The organism is Gluconacetobacter sp., assembly GCF_047721585.1.
Taxonomy (GTDB): domain Bacteria; phylum Pseudomonadota; class Alphaproteobacteria; order Acetobacterales; family Acetobacteraceae; genus Gluconacetobacter; species Gluconacetobacter dulcium.
In genome coordinates, this window is the sequence record NZ_JBDNXE010000026.1 from 17,241 (window position 1) to 38,987 (window position 21,747).

At 66.0% G+C, this 21,747-nt stretch carries 20 protein-coding genes; 11 read left to right on the plus strand and 9 right to left on the minus strand.

Translation table 11 applies throughout. The annotated features are described in order from the left end of the window. Nucleotides 1–3 precede the first annotated feature (3 nt). Nucleotides 4–2,154: a TonB-dependent receptor gene (locus ABF821_RS07070; protein WP_415529529.1), complete on the minus strand. Its 2,151-nt coding sequence runs from the start codon at nt 2,152–2,154 to the stop codon at nt 4–6. 507 nt (nt 2,155–2,661) lie between these two features. Between ABF821_RS07070 and ABF821_RS07075 the strand changes: the two genes are divergently transcribed. Next, nucleotides 2,662–4,785 carry a M3 family metallopeptidase gene (locus tag ABF821_RS07075; RefSeq protein ID WP_415529530.1) on the plus strand — a complete coding sequence of 708 codons (2,124 nt, stop codon included), beginning with the start codon at nt 2,662–2,664 and terminating at the stop codon, nt 4,783–4,785. An 89-nt stretch (nt 4,786–4,874) separates the two neighbouring features. Here the strand turns inward: ABF821_RS07075 and ABF821_RS07080 are convergent, their stop codons facing one another. The 4 genes from ABF821_RS07080 to moaB all read right to left on the minus strand — a co-directional run bounded on the left by ABF821_RS07080 (nt 4,875) and on the right by moaB (nt 7,917). After that, nucleotides 4,875–5,816 carry a metallophosphoesterase family protein gene (locus tag ABF821_RS07080; RefSeq protein ID WP_415529531.1) on the minus strand — a complete coding sequence of 314 codons (942 nt, stop codon included), beginning with the start codon at nt 5,814–5,816 and terminating at the stop codon, nt 4,875–4,877. Nucleotides 5,817–6,032: 216 nt separating this feature from the next. Further along, a complete protein-coding gene (locus tag ABF821_RS07085) occupies nt 6,033–6,644 on the minus strand; it encodes a POTRA domain-containing protein (protein WP_415529532.1) in 612 nt (203 codons plus the stop codon). A gap of 115 nt (nt 6,645–6,759) precedes the next feature. Beyond that, the gene (locus tag ABF821_RS07090) at nt 6,760–7,335 is read right to left on the minus strand and encodes a DJ-1/PfpI family protein (protein WP_415529533.1); all 576 of its coding nucleotides are present in this window, start codon (nt 7,333–7,335) and stop codon (nt 6,760–6,762) included. Nucleotides 7,336–7,368: 33 nt separating this feature from the next. Continuing rightward, complete coding sequence (moaB, locus tag ABF821_RS07095) at nt 7,369–7,917, minus strand: molybdenum cofactor biosynthesis protein B (protein WP_182972160.1); 549 nt, start codon at nt 7,915–7,917, stop codon at nt 7,369–7,371. Between the two features lie 139 nt (nt 7,918–8,056). Between moaB and ABF821_RS07100 the strand changes: the two genes are divergently transcribed. From ABF821_RS07100 to ABF821_RS07110, 3 genes are read left to right on the plus strand one after another with little or no spacing between them, the layout of a single operon-like run. Then, nucleotides 8,057–8,635, plus strand: coding sequence for a TetR/AcrR family transcriptional regulator (locus ABF821_RS07100; protein ID WP_182972161.1), 579 nt, complete (start codon nt 8,057–8,059; stop codon nt 8,633–8,635). Then, nucleotides 8,632–9,690, plus strand: coding sequence for a hypothetical protein (locus tag ABF821_RS07105; protein ID WP_415529534.1), 1,059 nt, complete (start codon nt 8,632–8,634; stop codon nt 9,688–9,690). The genes ABF821_RS07100 and ABF821_RS07105 overlap by 4 nt, the downstream gene beginning before the upstream one ends. Before the next feature lie 28 nt (nt 9,691–9,718). Beyond that, complete coding sequence (locus tag ABF821_RS07110; protein ID WP_415529535.1) at nt 9,719–10,072, plus strand: DUF2834 domain-containing protein; 354 nt, start codon at nt 9,719–9,721, stop codon at nt 10,070–10,072. Here ABF821_RS07110 and ABF821_RS07115 read toward each other — a convergent pair whose 3' ends face one another. Then, nucleotides 10,073–12,763, minus strand: coding sequence for a hypothetical protein (locus ABF821_RS07115; RefSeq protein WP_415529536.1), 2,691 nt, complete (start codon nt 12,761–12,763; stop codon nt 10,073–10,075). It abuts the gene before it with no gap. Next, a complete protein-coding gene (locus ABF821_RS07120; protein ID WP_415529537.1) occupies nt 12,760–13,902 on the minus strand; it encodes a metallophosphoesterase family protein in 1,143 nt (380 codons plus the stop codon). The genes ABF821_RS07115 and ABF821_RS07120 overlap by 4 nt, the downstream gene beginning before the upstream one ends. 261 nt (nt 13,903–14,163) lie before the next feature. On the opposite strand from ABF821_RS07120, the gene ABF821_RS07125 reads away from it, so the two are divergent. The 4 genes from ABF821_RS07125 to ABF821_RS07140 are packed head-to-tail and all read left to right on the plus strand — an operon-like array spanning nt 14,164 to nt 17,845. After that, complete coding sequence (locus ABF821_RS07125) at nt 14,164–16,242, plus strand: FUSC family protein (RefSeq protein WP_415529538.1); 2,079 nt, start codon at nt 14,164–14,166, stop codon at nt 16,240–16,242. After that, a complete protein-coding gene (locus tag ABF821_RS07130) occupies nt 16,239–16,433 on the plus strand; it encodes a DUF1656 domain-containing protein (RefSeq protein WP_114726545.1) in 195 nt (64 codons plus the stop codon). The genes ABF821_RS07125 and ABF821_RS07130 overlap by 4 nt, the downstream gene beginning before the upstream one ends. A gap of 12 nt (nt 16,434–16,445) precedes the next feature. Beyond that, nucleotides 16,446–17,450 (plus strand): HlyD family secretion protein, encoded by a 1,005-nt coding sequence (locus ABF821_RS07135; protein ID WP_310888924.1) that lies wholly within the window; start codon nt 16,446–16,448, stop codon nt 17,448–17,450. A 38-nt stretch (nt 17,451–17,488) separates the two neighbouring features. Continuing rightward, nucleotides 17,489–17,845: a hypothetical protein gene (locus ABF821_RS07140; RefSeq protein ID WP_415529539.1), complete on the plus strand. Its 357-nt coding sequence runs from the start codon at nt 17,489–17,491 to the stop codon at nt 17,843–17,845. 104 nt (nt 17,846–17,949) lie between these two features. Here ABF821_RS07140 and ABF821_RS07145 read toward each other — a convergent pair whose 3' ends face one another. Both ABF821_RS07145 and ABF821_RS07150 read right to left on the minus strand, forming a co-directional pair. Beyond that, entirely contained in the window at nt 17,950–18,288 is a 339-nt protein-coding gene (locus tag ABF821_RS07145; RefSeq protein WP_415529540.1) for a hypothetical protein, read from the minus strand. Then, the gene (locus tag ABF821_RS07150) at nt 18,285–19,205 is read right to left on the minus strand and encodes a DnaJ C-terminal domain-containing protein (protein WP_415529541.1); all 921 of its coding nucleotides are present in this window, start codon (nt 19,203–19,205) and stop codon (nt 18,285–18,287) included. The genes ABF821_RS07145 and ABF821_RS07150 overlap by 4 nt, the downstream gene beginning before the upstream one ends. Before the next feature lie 242 nt (nt 19,206–19,447). On the opposite strand from ABF821_RS07150, the gene ABF821_RS07155 reads away from it, so the two are divergent. The 3 genes from ABF821_RS07155 to ABF821_RS07165 all read left to right on the plus strand — a co-directional run. After that, the gene (locus ABF821_RS07155; RefSeq protein ID WP_415529542.1) at nt 19,448–19,816 is read left to right on the plus strand and encodes a hypothetical protein; all 369 of its coding nucleotides are present in this window, start codon (nt 19,448–19,450) and stop codon (nt 19,814–19,816) included. A gap of 146 nt (nt 19,817–19,962) precedes the next feature. Continuing rightward, nucleotides 19,963–20,706 carry a (Fe-S)-binding protein gene (locus tag ABF821_RS07160; RefSeq protein ID WP_415529544.1) on the plus strand — a complete coding sequence of 248 codons (744 nt, stop codon included), beginning with the start codon at nt 19,963–19,965 and terminating at the stop codon, nt 20,704–20,706. Next, a partial coding sequence (locus ABF821_RS07165; RefSeq protein WP_415529543.1) for a lactate utilization protein B occupies nt 20,703–21,747 on the plus strand: 1,045 nt, incomplete at its 3' end. The genes ABF821_RS07160 and ABF821_RS07165, both read left to right, overlap by 4 nt.

Below are 21,747 nucleotides of genomic sequence, written 5' to 3' on the forward strand. Positions count from 1 at the left end.
AGATCAGAATTCCGTAACGACCGAAAAATACGTGCCCCGCCGCTGCCCGTATTGCGCCTGATAGATCCCGACACCGCTCCCGTTCCGAAGCTGGTAGCGCTTGTCGAACAGATTGACGACATCGGCACGAACCCTGATGTCATGCCCGAACGGCACCTTCGTGAAACGATGTTCGTAGCCGATATTGAACACGTCGTATTCCGGCTCCTTCTCAAGGTTTGCGAAGCCGCTGCGCAGGCCGTAGCCATATACGAAATCAACGTAAGCCATGTCATGCGCCGTGGTCCACGAGGCACCGGCCGTCGCCGTATACTCCCCCTGATGATCCAACTGGATCGCGTGGCGTTTGATGTAAGCCAGTTCCGCCATGTCGAACTGGTATTGCGCCGAATTGATGTCCCGCGCGGATGTTTTCACATAAGAGAAATTCCCGAACACCGACCACGGACCATGCCGCCATGAACTCCCGAATTCCGCGCCATAGACACGCCCGCGCCTGTAGCTGAACGGCGCCAGGATCACCGCGCGACCGAACTGCCCAAGGTCGGTCAGGTCATGCGCCCATTTGGCATAGGCATCGAGCGTGATCTGAAAGTCCGGCGTGATCTTCTGAAGAATGCCCCCGTCCACATAATGCGATTTTTCAACTTTCGTCGCATCGTCGATCCTGTTCGCCGCCGCATTGGTCGTCCCCGCGAAACGCGCCAGCGTCGAGGGATAGACATATTGCGGCGAAGGCGGCGCGAAATAGCGCGAATAACCAATATGCAGGGTCGTACCGTCAGCCGGCTTCCAGACCATGTTCGCACGCGGGCTCAACTGGCCTTCATTGCCGAAGGACGACGCAAACCGATCGTAGCGAATCCCGTAATTGAATGTCAGGTTACGGGCAATCTTGTACTCGTCCTGAATATACGCCCCGGCCTCCACCGACCAGTTCCCCGTATTGTCGATCAGGCGCACCGGCACGTCGGAAGCCTGCACCCCCCGCGCATCGACGGGAAAGGCAAGCGTATTCGTATCCAGCCGTTCGGACGTATATTGCCCCAGAACGCCTGCCCTCACGGTATGACGGGGTGCGATCTCGTAAGACAGATCGAACTGCATGCCGCCGGTCGTGAAGTCATTGACCTCATGTTCCGAAACCCCCTGATAAATCAGGTCGCGATCCCGATCTGGCGTATAATCTATACGGCCATACCGAAAATACGGCGATACCTGGACATTCATCTTGTCCGTGCTCCGTTGATAGGAGAGCACCGCGTAATAATTCTGCTCCGTCTGGCTGTCATCCAGTCTGGCCCAGTTCATGGCCGGATCGTGACGATCCACGCCGGCCACATCATAAAGGGTCGTGTAATCGGGACTGTTCACATCGAACGTCTTGAACGAATTTGGAATTTCGAAATCGGCATAGGACGCACTGGTCAGCAGCGTCACCCGGCTGGCCTCGTCGATATGGTAGGACAGATAGGAAAAAGCCTTTTCCTGCTCGGTCACATCATGAACAGCGCGAAACGTGTCACTCGGGTTTTCAATCCCGATCGCATTGCGCGTAAACGACAGCGTCGTGAAATAATCCAGCCTGCCGCTCTGCCCACCGAACTGGAGCGACGGAACGAAGCTGTTGTAACTCCCCCCGTAAAGCGAAACCTGATTATGCTTCAGACTCTCGCCGGTCTTGGTCGTGACATCCACCACCCCGGCGGTGCGAAAGCCGAACTGCGCAGGCAACGTGCCGGTCAGCAGGTCGAGCGACTGGATGATACGGGTATCCAGTTCCTGCCCGAACCCGTTGAGCCCTTCCGGCAGCAGCACGCCATTCACGCGATAGGTCAGGCCACCATGCTCGCCGCGCACATGCACCTCTCCATAACTGTCCAGCACGACGCCCGGCACACGCAACAGGATCTGATTGAACGCCGCATTCTGCCCCTGGGGCGTGGCCGCGATCTGGCGCTGATCGATCCTGTAATCGACGGCCCCCAGACCGGGGAAGATACGGGCTCGCTCCCGATTGAGGTACCCCACGACATTGACCCTCTCACCACCGTCCGGCGGTGCCGACGCCGCAACCCGCGCCTCACCGACGCCACGGCCCCGCACACTCTTCGCAGAGCGTTCCGGCGCGGCATCGGCGACATTCTGCCGCACATCTCCTCTCCGCGTTGTATCCACCGCAGCAGGCGCAATTCCCTTCGCCGGCGCCGCCGATGCGTTGCCCTTGCCCGGCCAGCCCGTTCCGACCACCAGACAGGCAAGGACGGCCCGCCACCCTCCCGCACATAGCCGGAGACGCGCGCCTCCAGATCCGCCACGACAACGTATACACTCATAATTATAGCATTTGCTATATACAGGGCGAGATATCAGAAACATGCGTTCTCCAGAAGAAATTCCAAAAACAACCCAAGGGACCTCATGGAACGAACGCGGCTCCGACCGAAGACCAGAGCAACGGAACGCCACACGACACGCAATGGTATCGAACCAAAATATGCAATATGCTATATTAGATAGCACAACCAAACAAGCCCGCACCTGTCACCCCGCGCGGGTTCCCACACCGGTCCGGCCTGCCTATAAATACCTATCGGCCGGATCATCCGGCTTTCGCCAGCGGTACCGTCCGGCGCCGCCTGGGTTCCAAGGACTTACCGAATGACACGATTTTTCCGCTTCGGCGCGCTGGTCGCCACGACCGCCCTCGCCGGTCTTTCCGGTGCCGCAATGGCCGCACCCAATCCGTTTGCAAGTCCCAGCACGCTTCCGCTCCAGGCACCGCGTTTCGACGTGATCCATGACAGCGACTACAAGCCGGCCTTCCTCCAGGCCATGGCGATCCAGAAAGGCGAAATGCGCCGGATCGCAAACAACCACGCGGCCCCGACCTTCGACAACACGATCGCGGCAATGGAACGCTCGGGCCGCATGCTCGATCGCGTGTCGCTGACCTTCTATGGCGTCTATCAGGCCAACACCAACCCGACCCTGGACAAGACCCAGAGCGATATCGCCCCGCTGCTCTCGCAACATCAGGATTCGATCTATCTCGATGCGAAGCTCTTCAAACGTGTCGAAACCCTGTACAACGACCGCGCGCATCTGGACCTGACTCCGGAACAGGCACAGGTCCTCACGCTCTATTACCAGCAGTTCGTCCATGCCGGTGCGAAGCTCTCCCCCGCCGACCAGGTCAGGCTGCGCGCCCTGAATACGCAGATCTCCACGCTGGAAACGGCGTTCCAGCAAAAACTGCTGGCCGCCACGCGCGACGGCGCGCTGGTCGTCGACAACAAGGCCGCCCTCGCCGGCCTGGATGACGGCACCATCACCGCCTTCGCGAAAAATGCCGCCGACCGCAAGCTGTCGGGCAAATGGGTCATCCCGCTGCAAAACACGACGCAGCAGCCCGACCTCACGGACATGACCGATCGCGCCACGCGCGAGGCCCTGTTCAAGCAGAGCTGGACACGCGCCGAAAAGGGCGACGCCAACGACACCCGCGCCACGATCGCAACCCTGGCCCACGCCCGGGCACAGAAAGCGGCCCTGTTCGGCTACCCCGATTTCGCATCCTACGTGCTGTACGACCAGATGGCCGACACACCGGCCGCCGTGCAGCATTTCATCGCCGAACTGGCTCCGGCCACCCGCACGCAGCAGGACCGCGAAGCCGCCCGCATCCAGGAAACCATCCGCAAGGACGGCCAGACCTTCACCCTGCAGCCCTGGGACTGGATGCATTACGCCGAGCAGGTGCGCAAACAGGATTACGCACTCGACGAAAATCAGGTGAAGCCTTATTTCGAGCTCAACACGGTCCTGCGCGACGGCGTCTTCTTCGCGGCCACCCAGCTCTACGGCATCACCTTCAAACAGCGGACCGACATCCCCGTCTACAACCCCGACATGATGGTGTTCGAAGTCTTCGACAAGGACGGCTCGACGCTCGGACTGATGTATTTCGATTATTTCAAGCGCGACAACAAGAATGGCGGCGCGTGGATGTCGAACTTCGTCGGCCAGTCCAGGCTGCTGGGCACGAAGCCGGTCATCTATAACGTCGCCAATTTCGCCAAGCCGGCGGCCGGCCAGCCCGACCTGATCAGTTTCGAAGACGTGGTCACCATGTTCCACGAATTTGGCCACGCCCTGCACGGCCTGTTCGCCAACCAGACCTACCCGATGGTCTCAGGCACCCAGGTCGCGCGCGACTTCGTCGAATTTCCCTCGCAGTTCAACGAGCACTGGGCGCTCGACCCGACCGTCTTCGCCCACTACGCCCGCCACTACAAGACCGGCGCCGCGATGCCGCAGGCGCTCGTCGACAAGATCAAGAAAGCCGCCACCTTCAATCGCGGCTACAACATGGGCGAACTCATCGCGGCCGCCCAGCTCGACATGGCCTGGCACGCCCTCCCAGCCAGCGCCCCGCAGCAGGATGTCGATGCCTTCGAAAAAGCGGCACTGGACAAGACCGGCCTCAACACCGCCCTCGTGCCCACCCGCTACCGCACCAGCTACTTCCTGCACATCTGGTCCAACGGCTATTCCGCCGGCTACTACGCCTATCTGTGGACGCAGATGCTGGCCGACGATTCCTTCGCCTGGTTCCGCGAACATGGCGGCCTCACCCGCGAAAACGGCCAGCATTTCCGCGACCTGATCCTCTCCCAGGGCCACACGCAGGATTACGGCCCGATGTTCCGCGCCTTCTACGGCAAGGACCCCGACATCACCCCCATGCTGAACCACCGCATCCTGGGCACCGACCCGAACTGACCCCACCCCACAGACGCACGCCGCTCTCTCGCGGAGAGGGCGGCCGCGTCGGCAAGGCGGTCAGACCTCAGCCCATAAACCGGCTTTCCTCACGTATTCTTCGGATCGACCGTCCGAAACCCATAGGTCTCATACCGCGTCGTCACCGCCCCGTTGGCAACGTCCACGACCATGAACCCTTCCGGGGTGCCATAGCGCGTGCCATGCCACCAGTTACCCGAGACCGCGCCGCCGGTAATATACGGCACACCGTGCCAGTCGATCCGCTCCAGAACATGCGTATGTCCCTGAAACACACCGATGACATTATAACGGTCGAACAGGGGAATAACCTCGTAGGCATTCACGACACTGATCCCATGATGCTTGGGCGGCGTCTCCGGCGGGGCCGCATAATCCTGGACGGCCGTCACCAGCGGGATATGCGTCACCACGATAATCGGCATCCCTTCAGGCTGGGCGGCGAGATCATTGGCCAGCCACGCGATCTGTGGCGCGTCGATCCGCCCCTCATACATGCGGTCCTCCGTAATCCCGATGGAATCGAGCACGACCACATGCACGCCCTTATGGTCGAATGAGTAATAAAGACGCCCGAAATTATCCTCGAAATATTTCTTGCCGTACATCGGGTCGGTCGGCTGCACCCCGCTCTTGGTATAAACGCCGAAGCAATCGTGATTACCGATCGTATGATGAACCGGCAGCGTCAGATCGTCGGCCGTGCGCTTGTAAAGGTCCAGCAGCATCGTGGCCCGCGCGGCATTGACGCCGAGCGCATCGAAGACATGGTCGCCACCCTGAATGGCGAAATCGGCGGGCACCCTGCGCGCCTTGATAAAGGCCGCGTGGCATCCCCCCCGCGCGTTCAGTTCCGGCTGAAGATGCGTGTCGGTAATGAACAGAAAGGTGAACGGCTCATGCGCGCGCATCGGCGGCCGGTTCGGCACCGCCGCCCGCGCGCCGCTGGCACCCGCCAGCGCAAAGCCACCCGTCAGGGAAAGAAAGGAACGTCGATTGATCTGAAACATGGCAGAAATGCTCCGGGCCACGATGAACGATCCCGGCAGTGTCGCATTCCCGCGCGCGAAACGAAGCGGCAGACAGCCAATGTCATAAAGGATTCATATGACGGGTCCACCAGCGCCCCCGCCGTCTGAATGGTCCCGATCAACGCGGTCGCCGCAGCAGCCACGGTTCCAAGAGCGCGGGGCACGGCCAACAGCCGTCCCCCGCCCATACACGTATTATTTCTCGCTGATCTGATACGTCAGCACGACATGATTGCTCCCGGGGGCCTGCGACGGCACCACCTGGATCGCCGCACTGATATCATGCGCCTGATAAGCCTTCTGCACCGCCGCCTGGTCGGCCGCCATCGCCGCCTGATCGATCGTCGATCCGGGGCGCAGCTTCGTCGCATTGGTCAGGTCGGCGACAGACAGCTTCTTGTTGCCCTCGAAGACGATCTTGTCGACCACCAGCGCGGTCTGCACCACCTCCGGCGCCTGCTCTTCGAGCGTCCAATCGACATAGACGGCGGCCCCGGCAAATTTCATCTTCTGGCCGAATTTCACGCCCACATTCTTCTTCTGATACACGCCCATCACGTCCTGCGCGCCGGCGGCGATCTGGTCGCGGGTCACGGTATCACCCTGATGGAACGGCAGCGCCGCCAGGATCTCGTCGGTCGAGACCAGCTTGTTCCCGGTAATGGCCAGCGATTTCAGCTTCAGCGGCGCATTGGCCGCCGGCGGCGAGGCGGCAAGGGCCTGCGGGCCGGAAAACGAGGCGGAGGCAAAGCCGGTGGCGATCGCAACGGCCAGCGCCGAGCGGGCCAGAAGATGACGGGTGCGCAAGACGGAATTCTCCCAAGCATGACCGGGCGACCGAAACGCCGCCCTTGCCCGTCCATGATGCACAGCTATCCGCCCATGCCAATGCCGGGACACGACATGGGCGGCCGCGAACCGATCAGATCGCCACCTGTACGCCCAGCACGGCGATGAACTGCGCCAGCCAGCGCGGATGCGCGGGCCACGCCGGCGCCGTCACCAGCCACCCATCGGTCACCGCGTCGTCAACCGCGATATCGGCATAGACCCCGCCCGCCAGTTCCACCTCCGGCCGACAGGCCGGATAAGCCGACACGGTGCGCCCCTCGATCACGCGGGCCGCCGCCAGCAGTTGCGCCCCATGGCACACGGCGGCGACCGGCCGACCGGCAAAGGCCCGGACCAGGTCGATCACCCGCTGATCCAGCCGCAGATATTCCGGCGCCCGACCCCCCGGAATTACCAGCCCGGCATAATCCGCCGCATCGACCCGCTCGAAATCCGCCGTCAGCGCAAAACGATGGCCCGGCTTCTCGCTATAGGTCTGCGCCCCTTCGAAATCGTGAATCGCCGTCAGCACATGCTCGCCCGCCTTCTTGCCCGGACAGACCGCATCGACCGTAAACCCCAGCATCGACAATGCCTGGTACGGGACCATGATCTCGTAATCCTCGACATAATCACCCGCCAGCAGCAGGATTTTCTTCGCGCTCATGGCTTGCGCCCCCCGTTCTCGATGGTCGATCGTTCAGTCGTGCGATGCCGGCATATGCTCGCGCAGGCGCGGCATCAGTTCCACGAAATTGCAGGGCCGGTGCCGGCTGTCGAGCTGCCAGACCAGGATATCGTCCCACCCGTCCTTCACCGCCCCGCTCGACCCCGGCAGCGCGAACAGATAGGTGCCATTCGCCACGCCGGCGAGCGCACGCGACTGGATCGTGGAGGTCCCGATCTTCTGGTACGACAGCATGCGAAACAGTTCGCCGAACCCCTCGATGCGCTTTTCCAGCACCTGCTCATAGGCTTCCGGCGTCACGTCGCGGCCGGTCACCCCGGTGCCCCCGGTCGAGATGATCACATCGATATCGGGATCGGCGATCCATTCCTTCAGGCAGCCGGCGATGTGGTCCACATCGTCCGGTTCGATACTGCGCGCCGCCAGTTCATGCCCGGCGGCCACGATCCGCTCGGCCAGCAAGGCGCCGGAGGTATCGGTTTCGAGGGTGCGCGTGTCCGATACGGTCATCACCGCGATACGGACGGGCAGGAAGGGGCGGGAAAGATCCAGTTTCGACATGGCGGCATGTTCTCCGTCGCCGGAATGGGCGTCAACGTCTTTTCAATCCACAGGGTCAATCCACGGGGCACGGCGTGGTTGACAGATACCCGGCATGTTTTGTTAATGATCCACGTGGATCAAAAACAAGGCTGTGCCGATGCCCCGCCCCGTGGACCCCGACCTGCGCCCGCGCCTCCTTGAACAGATCATCGCCTACGTGGTCGCAAACGGCGTGGCCGCCTTTTCCGTCAGGGCTCTGGCGGCGGCAATCGGCACCAGCCACCGCACGATCCTGTATCATTTCGGTTCGCGCGAGCAGTTGCTCGCTACCGTCTTCGACACGATCCGCGAGTCCGGGAGAGCCACGCTGGAGGCGACGCTGCCGCGGCAGGGCGATCCGAAACGCATTTTCAAGGCGACATGGCGGTACCTGGCCCAACCCCAGATGCGGCCGACCCTCTGCCTTTTCTACGAAATGTACGCAATCGCCACCCGCGATCCGGACCTGTTCGGCGATTACGCGCGGCGTACCGCACATTTCTGGCTGGTCACGATCAGCGCCCGCTTCAGCAACGCGGGGGCATCGCCCGAAACCGCACGCCTGCTGGGCGGCATGACGATCGCGATGCTGCGCGGCGCCACCCTCGAACTGGCGGCCACCGGCGAGGTGGAACGGCTGACCGAAGCGGTCGATGCCTTTCTCGACCTCCTGCCCCCTGCGGGCCACGCCCCATGACGCAGCCAGTCCGGGTCCCCGGCATCGATGCCGCCCGCGGCGCCATCATGCTGATCATGGCCATGGACCACGTCAACGCGCTGGTCGTGCGCCGCCATTCGGTCGAATTCTGGGCCGGCGCATGGACGCGCTACGGAGACACCCTGGCCGCCCGCCGGACAGACTGGTCCGCAGGACGACTGAGAAGGCACACAGCCGTGCGCGGCGTCCTTCTCGTGCTACTGAGCTGGTTTGTGGAAGTGCCGGCATGGCTGGTCGGCATCCATGGCGACCGCACCGGCGCCGTTCCGGGAGGATGGCCGGGGGCGGGGCCGGCCATCTGGCTGCCGGTCACGGTGCTGACCACATTGGGGCTGTGTACCCTCCTGCTCGCCCTGCTCAGGCCCCTGTCGAGGCGACCTGTCGCCACGGCCTGTGTTGCCGCGTTCTGTGTGTCGTCGCCTTCCCTCTTCCTGCCGGACAGCCCGATATCGCCGGTCGGCATGCTCGCCCGACTGGCTCTGGTGGCCGGGCAGACGGGGGGACTCTATGTCGAATATCCGGTGCTGCCATGGCTGGGTATCGCGCTGTTCGGCCATCTCTTCGGCCAATATCTGGTCCGGCACCCCGACAGGACGATACAGGCGTCCTTATGGATCGGCATCGCCTGCCTCCTGCTGGGCCTTGCGCTGCGCTGGCACGGCACCTTCGGCAACCTGCGCGCGCCGCGCGACGGGTCGTGGCGGGAATTTCTCAATCTCGTCAAATACCCGCCGTCGCCGGTATTCGTCCTGTCGATGCTGGGCGGCACGCTCTGCCTGTTCCGCTGCCTGTCCCGCGCGCCCCAAAGCCGGCTGGCAAGATTGTGCATAGCCTTCGGACGCGCGCCATTGGCGTTCTACTTGGCCCATCTGTGGCTGTTCGCCGTAATCGGCGCGGTTTTTTTCCCTTTCGGCACCGACTACGCCATCGGGCTTCTGGTCTGGCTGGCCGGCATGGGCCTGCTTTACCCGCTCTGCACCGCAGTCGCGCGGCGCCGAGGCGCCAGCCCCGCGTCATGGCTCCATCTCTTCTGAACGTCCGCCAAAACCGCCGGAGACAACAATGTCTTTACGACACCGCTACCTTGCGCTGTGCATCCTGGGGACGGTGATCCCCTATGCCTTCTTCATCCCCTGGCTGCTGGATCACGGACTGGCGCCCGGCGCTTTCGCGCGTGATCTGGCCGCCAACCGGATCAGCCTTTTCTTCGCCGCGGATATCGTGGTGTCCGCGCTGGTGCTGTTTCGGTTTTCCTGGGCCGAACGGCGGGCCGGCAGGCTGCCCCGGATCTGGCCGATCTACGCCGCAACGCTTCTGGTGGGCGTATCGTGCGGCTTTCCCCTGATGCTGTTCATGCGGCAAGGCCCGACGGCGCGGACCGCGAACCGCGCCGGACCCGATCAACCAACCCCCTGATCAGCCAGCCGACCGATCCTGCCCCCCCACCGGCTCCACCGCCAGCCGCCGGGCGCCCAGCCCGGTAAACAGTTCCGTCCGGCAGGTCAGGATCAGAATCTGCATCCGCCCGGATGCTTCGGTCAGAATGTCGAACATCCGGTCCAGCCGCCCCGAGTCGGCATAGGTCAGGGCGTCATCCAGCACCAGCATCGCCGGCCGCCCCCGCGCCCGCATCAGGTCGGCCAGTCCCAGCCGCGCCAGCACCGCGATCTGCTCCCGCGTCCCGTCCGACAGAGTCGCGAACGGCTCGTCGATCCGCCGCGACAGCGCCGAGATGCTGAAATCCGGCTCCACCGTGGCCACGGCGCGCGGAAACAGCGCGCTCAACGCCGGCTGCACCGCGCGCGCCAACGGCGCCAGATAGCGTTCGGTCGCCGCCCGCTCCGCCGCCGCCACCGCATCGCGCAGGCACTTCAGAATCGCCACTTCGCGTTCGCAGGCCGCATCCTCGGCGGCATGGGCCGCGCGCAGGCGCTCCTGCGCCGCAATCCGCTCGTCCAGCCCATCGCCCTCCGCCGCGCGGATACGGGCCTCGCGCGCCGCCATCTCCTGCCGCAGCGCCGCCAGACGGGCATGCCCGTCCTGAATCGTGCGCTCCAACCGCAGGATCGTGGCATCGGCCAAAGCCTCGGTCCCGTCGGGCCGCGTCTCCTCGATGCGCAGCAACGCCTGTTCCGCCATCCCGGCAGCGTCCTGACTGGCCGCCAGCCGGGCCGCCAGCGCATCATCCGCCTCCACCGCCCGCGCCGCCTCCAGGTCGCGCGCCAACTGGGCCACGCCATCGCGCGCCACCTGCGCTTCGGCCCGCAGGCGCGCCAGTTCATCCGCCGCCCGACGCATCGTCCCGTCAGGGGCCAGCAGCGCCCGATGCGCGGCTTCATACGCATCCTCGGCCACCTGCATCGCCTCACGCGCCGCATCCAGCAACTCCAGCGGGTCGCCCGCCGCACCATCCGCCTCGGCCTCACCGATCCGGGCAATCCGCACATCCAGGTCCGCCAGCCGCTGCCGGGCGGCCTCCGTCGCCGTCGCCGGCACCTGGCCGGCAGCGGCCAGCAAGCCGCCCAACACCGTCTGCGCCGCCTGAAAGACCAGTTCCGTCTGCCGCCTTACGGCCAGCGCCGCCTCGGCACCGGCAATATCAACGCACCCAGCCGCCTCCAGCGCCCGACGCAGCCCCTCTTCCGCCCTCACCAATTCCGCGCGCAACGCATCGCGCCCATGGCTGGCCGGTGCGATGGTGATGGTACCGATCCCCTCGATCCGCAGCACGGCATTATCCGTCACCACAATGCGGCCGTCTTCCAACGTCCGTCCATCCAGCATCAGCCGCCCGCGCGCACCATCGGCCAGGGCCACGTCCAGCGTCGTCGCCTGCGCCCGGCCGGCGGCCCGCGCCGCATCCAGCGCCCGTTCCGCCTTGCGGATCGTCCCCATCCGCGCATCGTCGATCGCGCAGGCATCCAGTTCCGCGCGCGCCCGCGTCACCGCCTGCGCCGCCTGCTCCAGCCGATCCAGCGCCGCCGCCGCCTCGCGCCGCTCATGTGTCAGCCGCGCCCGCTCCACCCTGCCGGCGGCCCGATCCAGCGCCGCGCGTGCGGCGCGGCGCGCGGCATCGGCCACCTGCACCGCCTCCAGCCGCCCGGCATGCGCCGCTGCCGCCGCATCCTGCGCCGCCTGCGCGGCACCCAACGCCGCGTCCAGTTCCGCCACCCGCGCCACGCCGATCGCCAGATCGCTTTCCCAGGCCGCGCGCGCAGCCAGATCCTGCCGCACGGCCACCAGTTGCGCCGCCGCATGGTCGCGCACGGCACGCGCGGTCCGATACCGGGCATCATAATCCCGCAACCGATCGCGCACCCGCCCGGCCTCGGCCAGATCGGCACGTTCCTTCTCACGCCGGTCGGCGTCATCTTCATGCGCCAGGCGGCGGCGCAAATCCGCCATGGCGCTCAAATCATCCTCCAGCGCCTGCCGACGACCGTCCAGCCGCGCCAGTTCGGCCGCGGCCTCCTGCTCGCCTTCCTTCGCCGCGCGAAAGCGACCGCGCGGATTGTCACGTTTATCGACCAGCACAGCCAGGTCGGCGTCCACCCGCGACAATACCCGCCCGGCGGCATCCCCCCCCGTCATGGCGTCCAGATCCGCTTCCAGGCACGAGCGGATGGTCGCCCGCGCCGGGTCCGAAAAATCCGGCTGTACCAGACTGTGTCCCTGCGTCACCCACAGCGCATTCAGCAGGCCCATCGCCTCGGTGCCGCGCCGGCCCGCTTCCACGCCCAGCAGATCGTGCAGTCGCGCCTCCGCCGCGTCACCATCCAGCCGTTCGCTCCCGCCCTCCAGCCGAGCGAAAGCGCGCTGCATGAAGCGCTTTTCCAACCGCCAGTCGCACCCGTCGAGCGTGAACTCGACGGCGATACGCGGCGCCCCCCGTCCTCCATAAGGTTGCAAGGCGGCGACCGGCCCCGCCTTGGACCCATGGGCGAGCAGAAACACCGCCCGCAGCGCCGCCAGCAGCGTCGATTTACCGAATTCGTTCGGCGCCCCCAGCAGGTTGATCCCTGGCCCCAGCCCTGCCAGCCGCACCGCGTCGCCAAACCGGCGCACCTGCTCGACTTCCAGCCCCCGGAGAATCATGCCGCCGCTCATGCCATCCCTCCGGCCCCGTCGCGCGCCAGCAGATACAGCCGCTGCAACGCCGCGGCCGCGATCGCCCGCGCCGCATCGTCCCCCTCGCCGGCCTGCCGCGCCAGCGTCTCGGCGGTGGCCCGCACCGCCCCTCCCGGCCCGAACGCCTCCAGATCGTCCGATGACGCCGCCAGCCCCGGCGCGCCATCGATCCGCAGCAGCCGCAATGCCGACCCCAGCCCATCCACGATCCGCGCCTGCCACCCCTCCAGGTCCGGCAGCCCCAACGCCCCGCTGACCGCCAGCCACACCAGCACCCGGCTGGGGTCGTCGGGGTCGAGCGCGCGCAGCCGGCCCTCCAGCGCCGCGATATCGTCGGCGCAGGTCAGCACCGCCTGCGCGCGCTCCCAACGAAAGCGCCCCACGACATGGGGCTCCACCACCGGCTCGGCCCGCGGCCCGTCGAGCGTCACCAGCAGCGCCTGTCCGCCCCCCGCCCCGCCGACATCGAACCCGTCCACCTCCGGCGTGCCCGAATACCAGGTCCGGGCATCGATCTTCACGGCGCCATGCCAGTCGCCCAGCGCCAGATAAGACAGCCCAGCCTGCCGCGCCCGATCGATGGCGAGCAGATTATGCCCCGGCGCATCCTCCCCGAAACTGCGCACCGACCCATGCGCCAGCCCGACGCGGATCGCCCCCTCCGGCGTCGCCGCCCCCTCCATCCACGCGGTCGGGTCGCCGATCACATGCCGATGCCCCAGCCCGGCGGGCAACAGCCACGCCGTGCCCCCTTCATCCAGCGGCACCGGCGCATGGGCCAGATGCGGCACGATATGATCCGGCAACCCGGTCCGCACCAGCCGGTCCCACAGCCCGTCCCGCTCGTTGAAATCATGATTGCCGGGAATCAGATGCCAGCGCAGGTCGGGAAACTGGCGCATCCGCTCGACCGGCTGGCGCAACGTGCGTTCGGATGGGCGCAGATGGTCGTAGATATCTCCCGCCACCACCACGCAGTCCGCCCCCTGGGCACGGGCCAGACGGCCGATCCGGCCGATCGCTTCCAGCCGTTCCTGTTGCAGGACAGGCAGGATATCGTCGTCAGCGAAGCGGAAGACCTTACCGATCTGCCAGTCAGACGTATGAAGCAGGCGCATGCCCTCTTATTGCCCGATCCGGCGACAACGGCCAGAGGGACGACAGGACTGCTCCCTCTGCATACCAGCCATCATTTTCCCTGAACAAAACCCACTCCATACAGACAACAGGAAATCTTCCTTTATCCAATCGCTCATTTTCCAATCCATTTTTTTCCGATCCCCGGAACCTCCGGCACCTGATACGGTTTGTCGCAAGCCGGACATATACGGCTCGCCCACAGCCGCCATAGTCCGCGGCTTACGGGCAGATGGAGAACCATGAAGGCGATGGAACAGGGCGGCGGAACGGCCAGGGCGGCGGCGCTCGCGCGCTGGCTCTGGCTACCGGCGGCACGCCCGTCCTGGCTGCCGCCGGGCAGCGTCGCCTTCTGCCTGCGCAGTTGGGCCGCCGTCATGCTGGCGCTGGGCGCGGCCTTCTGGTTGCAGATCGATTCGCCGGCCAGCGCGGGCGTCACGGTCATGATCCTCAGCCAGCCCCTGCGCGGACAGATCCTGTCCAAGGCCCTGTACCGCATGGCCGGCACCCTGGCCGGCGCGGCGGTCGCCATCGGCCTGATCGCCACCTTCGGGCAGGACCGGCTGATGTTTCTGGGCGGTGTCGGGCTGTGGCTGGGGCTCTGCGTGGTGCTAGGCACGCTGGCGCGTGATTTCCGGGCCTATGGCGCGCTGCTGGCGGGCTACACGGTCGCCATCATCGGCATCGGCTGCATCGACCACCCGCAGAACGTCTTCGACGTGGCGATCTTCCGCGTATCCGCCATCACGATCGGCATCGTCTCGGTCGCCATCGTCAATGACGTGACGGGCTCGCCCTCCGCCTGGCACCGGCTGGCCACCGGCCTGCGCCACGGCGCGACCCAGGTGCAGCAGATCGGGCGCGACGCCGTCCACGGGCTCGCGGCACCCGACGACGTCACCTGGGTATCCCTGGCGGGGCGCATCATGGCGCTGACCAGCCAGGTCTCGTTCGCCCGCACCGAACTCGCCGACAGCGCCCTGCGCATGACGGGCGCCCGCTCGGCAATGGTCGCGATGCTGGACATGATCTCGTGCAGCCGCGCCATCAGCGGCATCCTGCGCATGGACGAGGAGGTCCGGCCTGCCCTCCTGGCCCGCGTGCGCCAGCGTTTCGGCGACGGCACCCCCTTCGCCAATGAAGACGAAGCCGGCCAGGCGCTGAACGACCTGCTGCACCGCGAGCCCGACGAGCCCCCCCTCACTCCGGCCGAGGCTTACCTGATCGAACGCACGATGGCCCTGCTCTCCTACGGGCGCTGGGTCCGCGACGGCATCCGCACGCTCGAAGAAGGCCGCGCCGCCCCCCGCCTCGCCCAGAAGGTCCGGATCGCCCGCCAGCAGGACCCGGTGCTGGCCATGCTGAATGGCGCGCGGGTCATGACGGGCTTCGCCGCCGCCGCCCTGGTCTGCATCCTCAGCGGCCTGCCGGATACGACGACCACCCTGTTGCAGGTCGCCAGCATCCTCACCCTGTCGATCACGACCTTCGACACCCGCGCCTTCGGCATGGGCGCCCTGATCGGCGTGCCGCTATCCACGGTCTGCGCGCTGATCCTCGATACCCGCATCCTGCCTTACGGCTCGGGCATGGTCTTCTTCGCGCTGATGCTGGCCCCGATCATCTTCGCAAGCTGCCTGCTGCTGATCCACCCGCGCCTGATGCCGATCGGGCTGAATTTCGGGGTCTTCTTCTTCATCGTGCTGGGCCTGGACAATGTCCATAATTACGATCCGACCCAGTTCGTCGACCGCAATCTCTATTACATGCTCGCCGCGATCATCCTGTATTTCGCGCTGACGCTGGCGCCGCCCTCGGCCCGCCGCCGGCGGTTCCGCATCGCCATGGCGGTCGCCATGACCCTGCGGCGCCAATTCACCGGACAAGGCGACATCGCCGGCCCCCTGCTGATCAGCCGGCAATATGACCGCCTGCTCCAGGCCCGGACCTGGACCGGCCACCTGCCGCAGAAGCCCATCACCCTGCGCGTGTTCGACCGCATCGTGTCCCTGGGCGACCTCAACGGCGCGCTGGCACGCGCCCGCCGCCACCTGATGCGCGCCGCCACCATCCCGGCGGTGGCCCAACCGGTCGCCCGCACGCAGGACATGCTGCGCACCCTCAACCTGTCCGAAGCCGGGGCTCCGATCCTGCGCCACGCCACGCACCTGCTGGCGGCGGCCGACAGCCTGCCCCCTGCCGACCGCGAAACGCTGATCGGCGCGGTCTCCGGCCTGTTCGGCGCCGCCCGCTTGCTGGACCGCAACGCGAGCGCCCTGCGCCATTACGGCATCCTGCCCGTGCCGGGGTCCGCGCGATGACGCCGACCATCACCATCGCCGGGGTCGAAATCGCCTCCTTCCTGGTCGATGCCGGGCTGGCGGTCCTCACCCTGATGGCCCTGCGCCCGCTGCTGGCCAGCCGGATGGTGCAGAAACGGCTGTGGAACGTGCCGCTGGCCGAATTCGGCATCCTGATCTGCCTGGTCGGCCTCTATGTCTTTCTTCTTTAAAAGGGTCTGATGGTGTTCGAACGTGCCCGCATGGTCATGCGGATAACCACCACACTGGCCATCCTGGCCCTCGCCACGGTCGTCCTGCTGGCGCTCTGGCAATATTACACGGCGGCGCCCTGGACCCGGAACGGCCAGGTGCGCGTCCAGGTGGCCAATATCGCACCCCGCGTCTCGGGCCAGATCATCGATATCAAGGTCACCGACAACCAGTACGTCCATCGCGGCGACGTGCTGTACACCATCGACCCGTTCGATTTCCGCATCGCGGTGGCGCAGGCCACGGCCCGCGTCAACGAACGCCAGGCCGACATGACCCTGCGCCTGGCCCAGCACCAGCGCCGCCAGCAACTCTCCTCGGCCTCCGCCTCCGCCGAGGAAAAACAGCAGTTCGAAGCCGTGGCGGAACAGGCCAAGGCCCAGTATGCCGAGGCCCTGGCCGCCCTGTCGCAGGCACGCATCAACCTGGAACGCACCGAAATCCACAGCACCGTCAACGGCTACGTCACCAACCTGACGATGCGCGTCGGCGATTTCGCAACCGCCGGCGTGGCCGACATCCAGGTCATCGACGCCGATTCCTTCTGGGTCGACGGCTATTTCGAGGAAACGCGGCTGCGCGGCCTCTATCGCGGTGCGCTGATGCGCATCGACCTGATGGGCGTGCCGACACCGCTATGGGGCCATGTGGAAAGCATCACGCGCGGCATTTCCTCCACCAACGCCGAACGCTCCACCCAGGGCCTGCCCTCGGTCAATCCGGTCTATACATGGGTCAGGCTGGCCCAGCGTATTCCGGTCCGCATCCATATCGACACCATCCCCGCCGGCCTCACGCTCTCGGCGGGCATGACGGCCAGCGTCGCGATGGTCATGCCGGACGGCCGGCGGCCCCGCCTGTCATGGGCCAGCCTGTTCGACGGGGTGAAGCGTTTCCTGATCCGCCCCAAACCGCCCAACGCCGTGCTGCACGACCAGGCCGGCGCGCCCCTGTCGGACACGGAGCGGAAGCGGTAAGGTCCGCCCGACAACGAGACAGACCCGGAGAGTACGCCATGCCCCGCCTTCATGCCCTTGCCGCCGGCGCGCTGCTGGCTTTCTCCATCACCCAGGCCCATGCGGCAGGCACCGCCAGCCCCTTTACCGGCGAATGGGCCGCCATGGGCCTCTCTCCGGTCGTGGTCGGCGCGCCCGACGCCCATCATCAGGTGCGGGCCACCCTGCCCGACGAACTGCATAATTACGCCCCGCACCAGGTCACGCTGGCGCCCCTCGGCAAGGATGGTCTGCAATCGCCGGGCCACGACCCGCAGGTCACGCTGCACCTCGTCTCGGCCAACAGCGCCACCCTGACGATCAAGGGCACCAAACCGGGGCAGACGGTCAGCCTCCCCCTGAGCCGCAACGACTAAAAGCCTGCGTGGACAGGTGGTCTGGCGGCGCGCTCGCGCACCAGCCCACTTGTCCACGCAGGCTTTGCGCGGCCACCGTCAGCTTCAATCTTCGATAAGGGAACCTACCCGCGCCCCTTTTCCTGCACGTCCAGCAACGTGAGCAGGCGCGTGCGTAGGTCGGCGGCCTGGGGGCTGTCCAGCGCCGCGCGCAGGTGCAGCATCTGGCGCCGCGCGTCGTAAAGCTGGTCCAGCAGCGAGAGCACCACGGGCATGCCGTCTTCCCCGATCCCCAGCTCGCCGGTCAGTTCGGCGATCAGCCGCGCGCGGGCCACGTCGATGTCCTGAAAGACATACGCCCCCGGCTCACCCTCGGGCCGCAGCCATGCGCTGTCGATCCAATGCTGGACCTCGACCACGCTGACATTGCCCGCCTGAACGCACAGGGTTTCGATCGTGATCATGCGGCACCTCCCCCTTTCGCCTCGCCCGGCGGCGTCCAGGATTTCAGGAAGCTCTCCAGTGCCGCGTCCACAGGGCCGATCGTCACCTGCAACGTCACATACAGGTTCCCTGCTTCCTGCCCGCCATGGGCCTTCACGCCCTTGCCGCGCAGCCGCAGCACGCTGCCGGTGTCAGAATGGGCCGGCACGTTCATCGAGACCGACCCGCCCGGCGTCGGCACCTTGATCGGTCCCCCCAGCACAGCAGTCTTCACCCCAACCGGCAGGGTCATGCGCAGGTCGTTGCCGTCACGGGTATAGATCTCGCTGGGCGCGATGCTGATGGTGATCAGCGCATCGCCGGCCGGCCCGCCCTGATGCCCCTCGCCGCCCTTGCCGCGCAGACGCATCATCTGCCCGTCCTCGATCCCCGGCGGAATCTTTACATCCAGCGTCCCGCCGCCCGGCAGCGTCACGCGCGACGTGCCGCCATTGACCGCATCCTCGAAACTGACGGTCAGCGAGAAATTCCGGTCATCTCCCCGGGCAGGCCCCTGCGGACGGCGGCGGAAGCCGCGCTGCTGGCCGAACATCGAGCCGAACATGTCGCCCAGATCGTCCTCGGAAAATCCACCGGCCGAATACCGGAAACCCTGCGCGCCCTCGGCATGGTCGCGATAACCGCCGCCACCGCCGCCCGCCCAGCCGCGCTCCTGGCCCGCGGCGTCGATCTCGCCCCGGTCGAAGCGCGCGCGCTGGTCGGCGTCCGACAGCAACGTATGGGCCGAGCCGATCGCCTTGAATTTCTCCTCGGCCACCTTGTCACCCGGATTGAGGTCCGGATGATATTTCTTGGCCAGCTTGCGATAGGCCTTGCGGATGTCGTCCTGGCTGGCCGTGCGCGACAGGCCCAGGATCTCGTACGGATCGGTACTCACGGTTATGCGTCTTCTCCCTGGCGGCACGCGATATCGAACAGATTCGGGCGCAGCACCAAGCTCCGCCCCGGCGCGCCATCACCCGGACGCGCCCCTTGTCTGAAATAATGGGGAGCAGCCGCCGGCCGGTCAATGTAAGCCCGCATGCAAGGCAGCTATCCTGCGCGCGCCCTGTCCCGCCGGGCGGCTTCGCACCCGGCCCGCGGCGCGCTAGGCTGGGGCAGGAAAAAGGGACCCCGACCATGACCATCCGCCTCAACGCCCGCCTGCTCCTGCTGCTGGCCGGAACGGGCGCGGCCCTTACCGGCCCCGCGCAGGCACGCACGCACAAGGAACATTCGATCTACGGCTCGATTGCCGGCTATCGCGCGATCCTCGATCATGACAGCGACGCCTACCGGTCCGCCGACAGTTTCTGCCAGACCGACGCCTCGGTCAGCGCCGCGACCACCGGCGCCGTGATGACCGGCAGCGGCGGCAACCAGTTCAAGCGCCTGAAGACGTACTACGCCCACTGCATGGAAAGCCGTGGCGCGTGGATTCAAATCACCGGCAACGCCGCAGGCGATCGCCCGAGCGATCAGCCGGGCGACCAGCCGGGCGCCCCCTGACCCCGGCAGCCCCCTGTAAAATCCCCCGGTTGAGTCCGCCCGGCATCTTGTTATAACAAGATGCTGTCCAAGAACTCAGAAGACCGAATGGTCCGCACACAAGAGCCCGCACCAGCGGCGGCGCCGAGGGAAAAGACCCGATGGGAATGAAAATAGGCCTGTTCGTGCCGTGTTATATCGACGCCTTCTATCCCGGCGTCGGGATCGCGACACTCGAACTGCTGGAACGGCTGGGGCAGGACGTCACCTACCCGACCGAGCAGACCTGCTGCGGCCAGCCGATGACCAACGCCGGCTGCGTGTCGGATTCGGCGGCGGCCGAAGCCCTGTTCGTCAAGCTGTTCTCGGGGTTCGACGCCATCGTGATGCCCTCGGGAAGCTGCACCCATCACGTCCGCGCGCATTTCGACGCGATCGAACAGACCGACGCGGTGCGCCATGTCCGCGCCAACACCTACGAACTGGTCGAATTTCTCCACGACGTGCTGAAGGTGCGCGATTTCCCGTGGGCGGAATTTCCCCACACGGTCGGGCTGCATAACAGTTGCTCGTCCCTGCGCGCACTGCGCACCGCCAGCATGTCGGAACTGGGCGAACCCGCCTTCTCCAAGCCCATGACCCTGCTCTCCGGCGTCAGGGGCATCCGCTTCGCCAGCCCGGCAAGGCCCGACGAATGCTGCGGCTTCGGCGGCACCTTCTCGGTCACGGAAGAGGCCGTGTCCGCCCGCATGGGCCTGGACAAGGTCCGCGATCATTTCCACGCCGGTGCCGAATATATCGTCTCGGCCGATTCCTCGTGCATGATGCACCAGCAGGGCTGCGCCGAACGCAACCATGTCGACATCCGCTTCATTCACATCGCTGAAATCCTGAACGGAGCCCGGCAATGAGAGAAAAGCCCGTCAACCACGCCGGCGCGGCCGTCGCCTTCATCGCCGACAAGCCGCATCTGGACTTCCACGATGCCCGCCTGTGGGACATGCGCCAGAAGCGCGATGCCCAGATGCACCTGCTGCCCGAATGGCAGGACCTGCGCAGCCGCGCCTCCGCCATCAAGGAACACGCGCTGGCGAACCTCGCCGATTATCTCGAGGAATTCGAGCGCAACGCCAAAAGCAACGGCATCCACGTCCACTGGGCGGCCGACGGCGCCGAGCATAACCGCATCGTCGCCGAAATCCTCGAAGCCCGCGGCGCAAAAACGCTCATCAAGAGCAAGTCGATGGTCACCGAGGAATGCGACCTCCGCCCCTACCTGGCGGCGCGCGGCGTCACGGTCACCGAAACCGACCTCGGCGAGCGTATCCAGCAGCTCGACGACCAGATGCCCAGCCACATCGTCGTACCGTCGGTCCACAAGCTGACCAGCGACGTGGCGCGCATCTTCGCCCGCTCCTACGGCACCGACCCCAACGCCGACGACCCGCACCAGTTGGCCGAGGCCCAGCGCCTGGCCGCCCGCCCGGTCATCCTGCATGCCGACGCGGGCATGACCGGCGGCAATTTCTTCGTGGCGGAGACCGGCACCTTCGTCGTCTGCACCAACGAGGGCAATGCAGACCTCAGCGCCACCGTGCCCGGCGTGCATATCGCCACCATCGGCATCGAGCGCGTCGTCCCCCGCATGGCAGACCTCGGCGTGTTCATCCGCCTGCTGTCGCGCAGCGCGCTCGGCTCGCCCATCACCCAATATACCAGCCATTTCCGCGGCCCGCAGGATGGCAGCGAGATGCATGTGGTGCTGGTCGATAACGGCCGCTCCGCCCGCCTGGGCATGGCGGATTTCTGGACCTCGCTCAAATGCATCCGCTGCGGCGCGTGCATGAACACCTGCCCGGTCTATCGCCGCTCGGGCGGCCTGTCCTACGGCGCGGTCTATTCCGGCCCGATCGGCGCGATCATCGACCCCACCTTCAACGAGCGCAAATACA

Excerpts from the sequence above, each read along its gene's own strand:
- ABF821_RS07105 (WP_415529534.1), top strand. The coding sequence starts at position 8,632 with ATGACGCAGCCAGTCCGGGTCCCCGGCATCGATGCCGCCCGCGGCGCC.
- ABF821_RS07110 (WP_415529535.1), top strand. The coding sequence starts at position 9,719 with ATGTCTTTACGACACCGCTACCTTGCGCTGTGCATCCTGGGGACGGTG.
- moaB (WP_182972160.1), bottom strand. The coding sequence starts at position 7,917 with ATGTCGAAACTGGATCTTTCCCGCCCCTTCCTGCCCGTCCGTATCGCG.
- ABF821_RS07090 (WP_415529533.1), bottom strand. The coding sequence starts at position 7,335 with ATGAGCGCGAAGAAAATCCTGCTGCTGGCGGGTGATTATGTCGAGGAT.
- ABF821_RS07160 (WP_415529544.1), top strand. The coding sequence starts at position 19,963 with ATGAAAATAGGCCTGTTCGTGCCGTGTTATATCGACGCCTTCTATCCC.
- ABF821_RS07080 (WP_415529531.1), bottom strand. The coding sequence starts at position 5,816 with ATGTTTCAGATCAATCGACGTTCCTTTCTTTCCCTGACGGGTGGCTTT.
- ABF821_RS07075 (WP_415529530.1), top strand. The coding sequence starts at position 2,662 with ATGACACGATTTTTCCGCTTCGGCGCGCTGGTCGCCACGACCGCCCTC.
- ABF821_RS07145 (WP_415529540.1), bottom strand. The coding sequence starts at position 18,288 with ATGATCACGATCGAAACCCTGTGCGTTCAGGCGGGCAATGTCAGCGTG.
- ABF821_RS07140 (WP_415529539.1), top strand. The coding sequence starts at position 17,489 with ATGCCCCGCCTTCATGCCCTTGCCGCCGGCGCGCTGCTGGCTTTCTCC.
- ABF821_RS07100 (WP_182972161.1), top strand. The coding sequence starts at position 8,057 with ATGCCCCGCCCCGTGGACCCCGACCTGCGCCCGCGCCTCCTTGAACAG.
- ABF821_RS07155 (WP_415529542.1), top strand. The coding sequence starts at position 19,448 with ATGACCATCCGCCTCAACGCCCGCCTGCTCCTGCTGCTGGCCGGAACG.
- ABF821_RS07120 (WP_415529537.1), bottom strand. The coding sequence starts at position 13,902 with ATGCGCCTGCTTCATACGTCTGACTGGCAGATCGGTAAGGTCTTCCGC.
- ABF821_RS07115 (WP_415529536.1), bottom strand. The coding sequence starts at position 12,763 with ATGAGCGGCGGCATGATTCTCCGGGGGCTGGAAGTCGAGCAGGTGCGC.
- ABF821_RS07125 (WP_415529538.1), top strand. The coding sequence starts at position 14,164 with ATGAAGGCGATGGAACAGGGCGGCGGAACGGCCAGGGCGGCGGCGCTC.
- ABF821_RS07130 (WP_114726545.1), top strand. The coding sequence starts at position 16,239 with ATGACGCCGACCATCACCATCGCCGGGGTCGAAATCGCCTCCTTCCTG.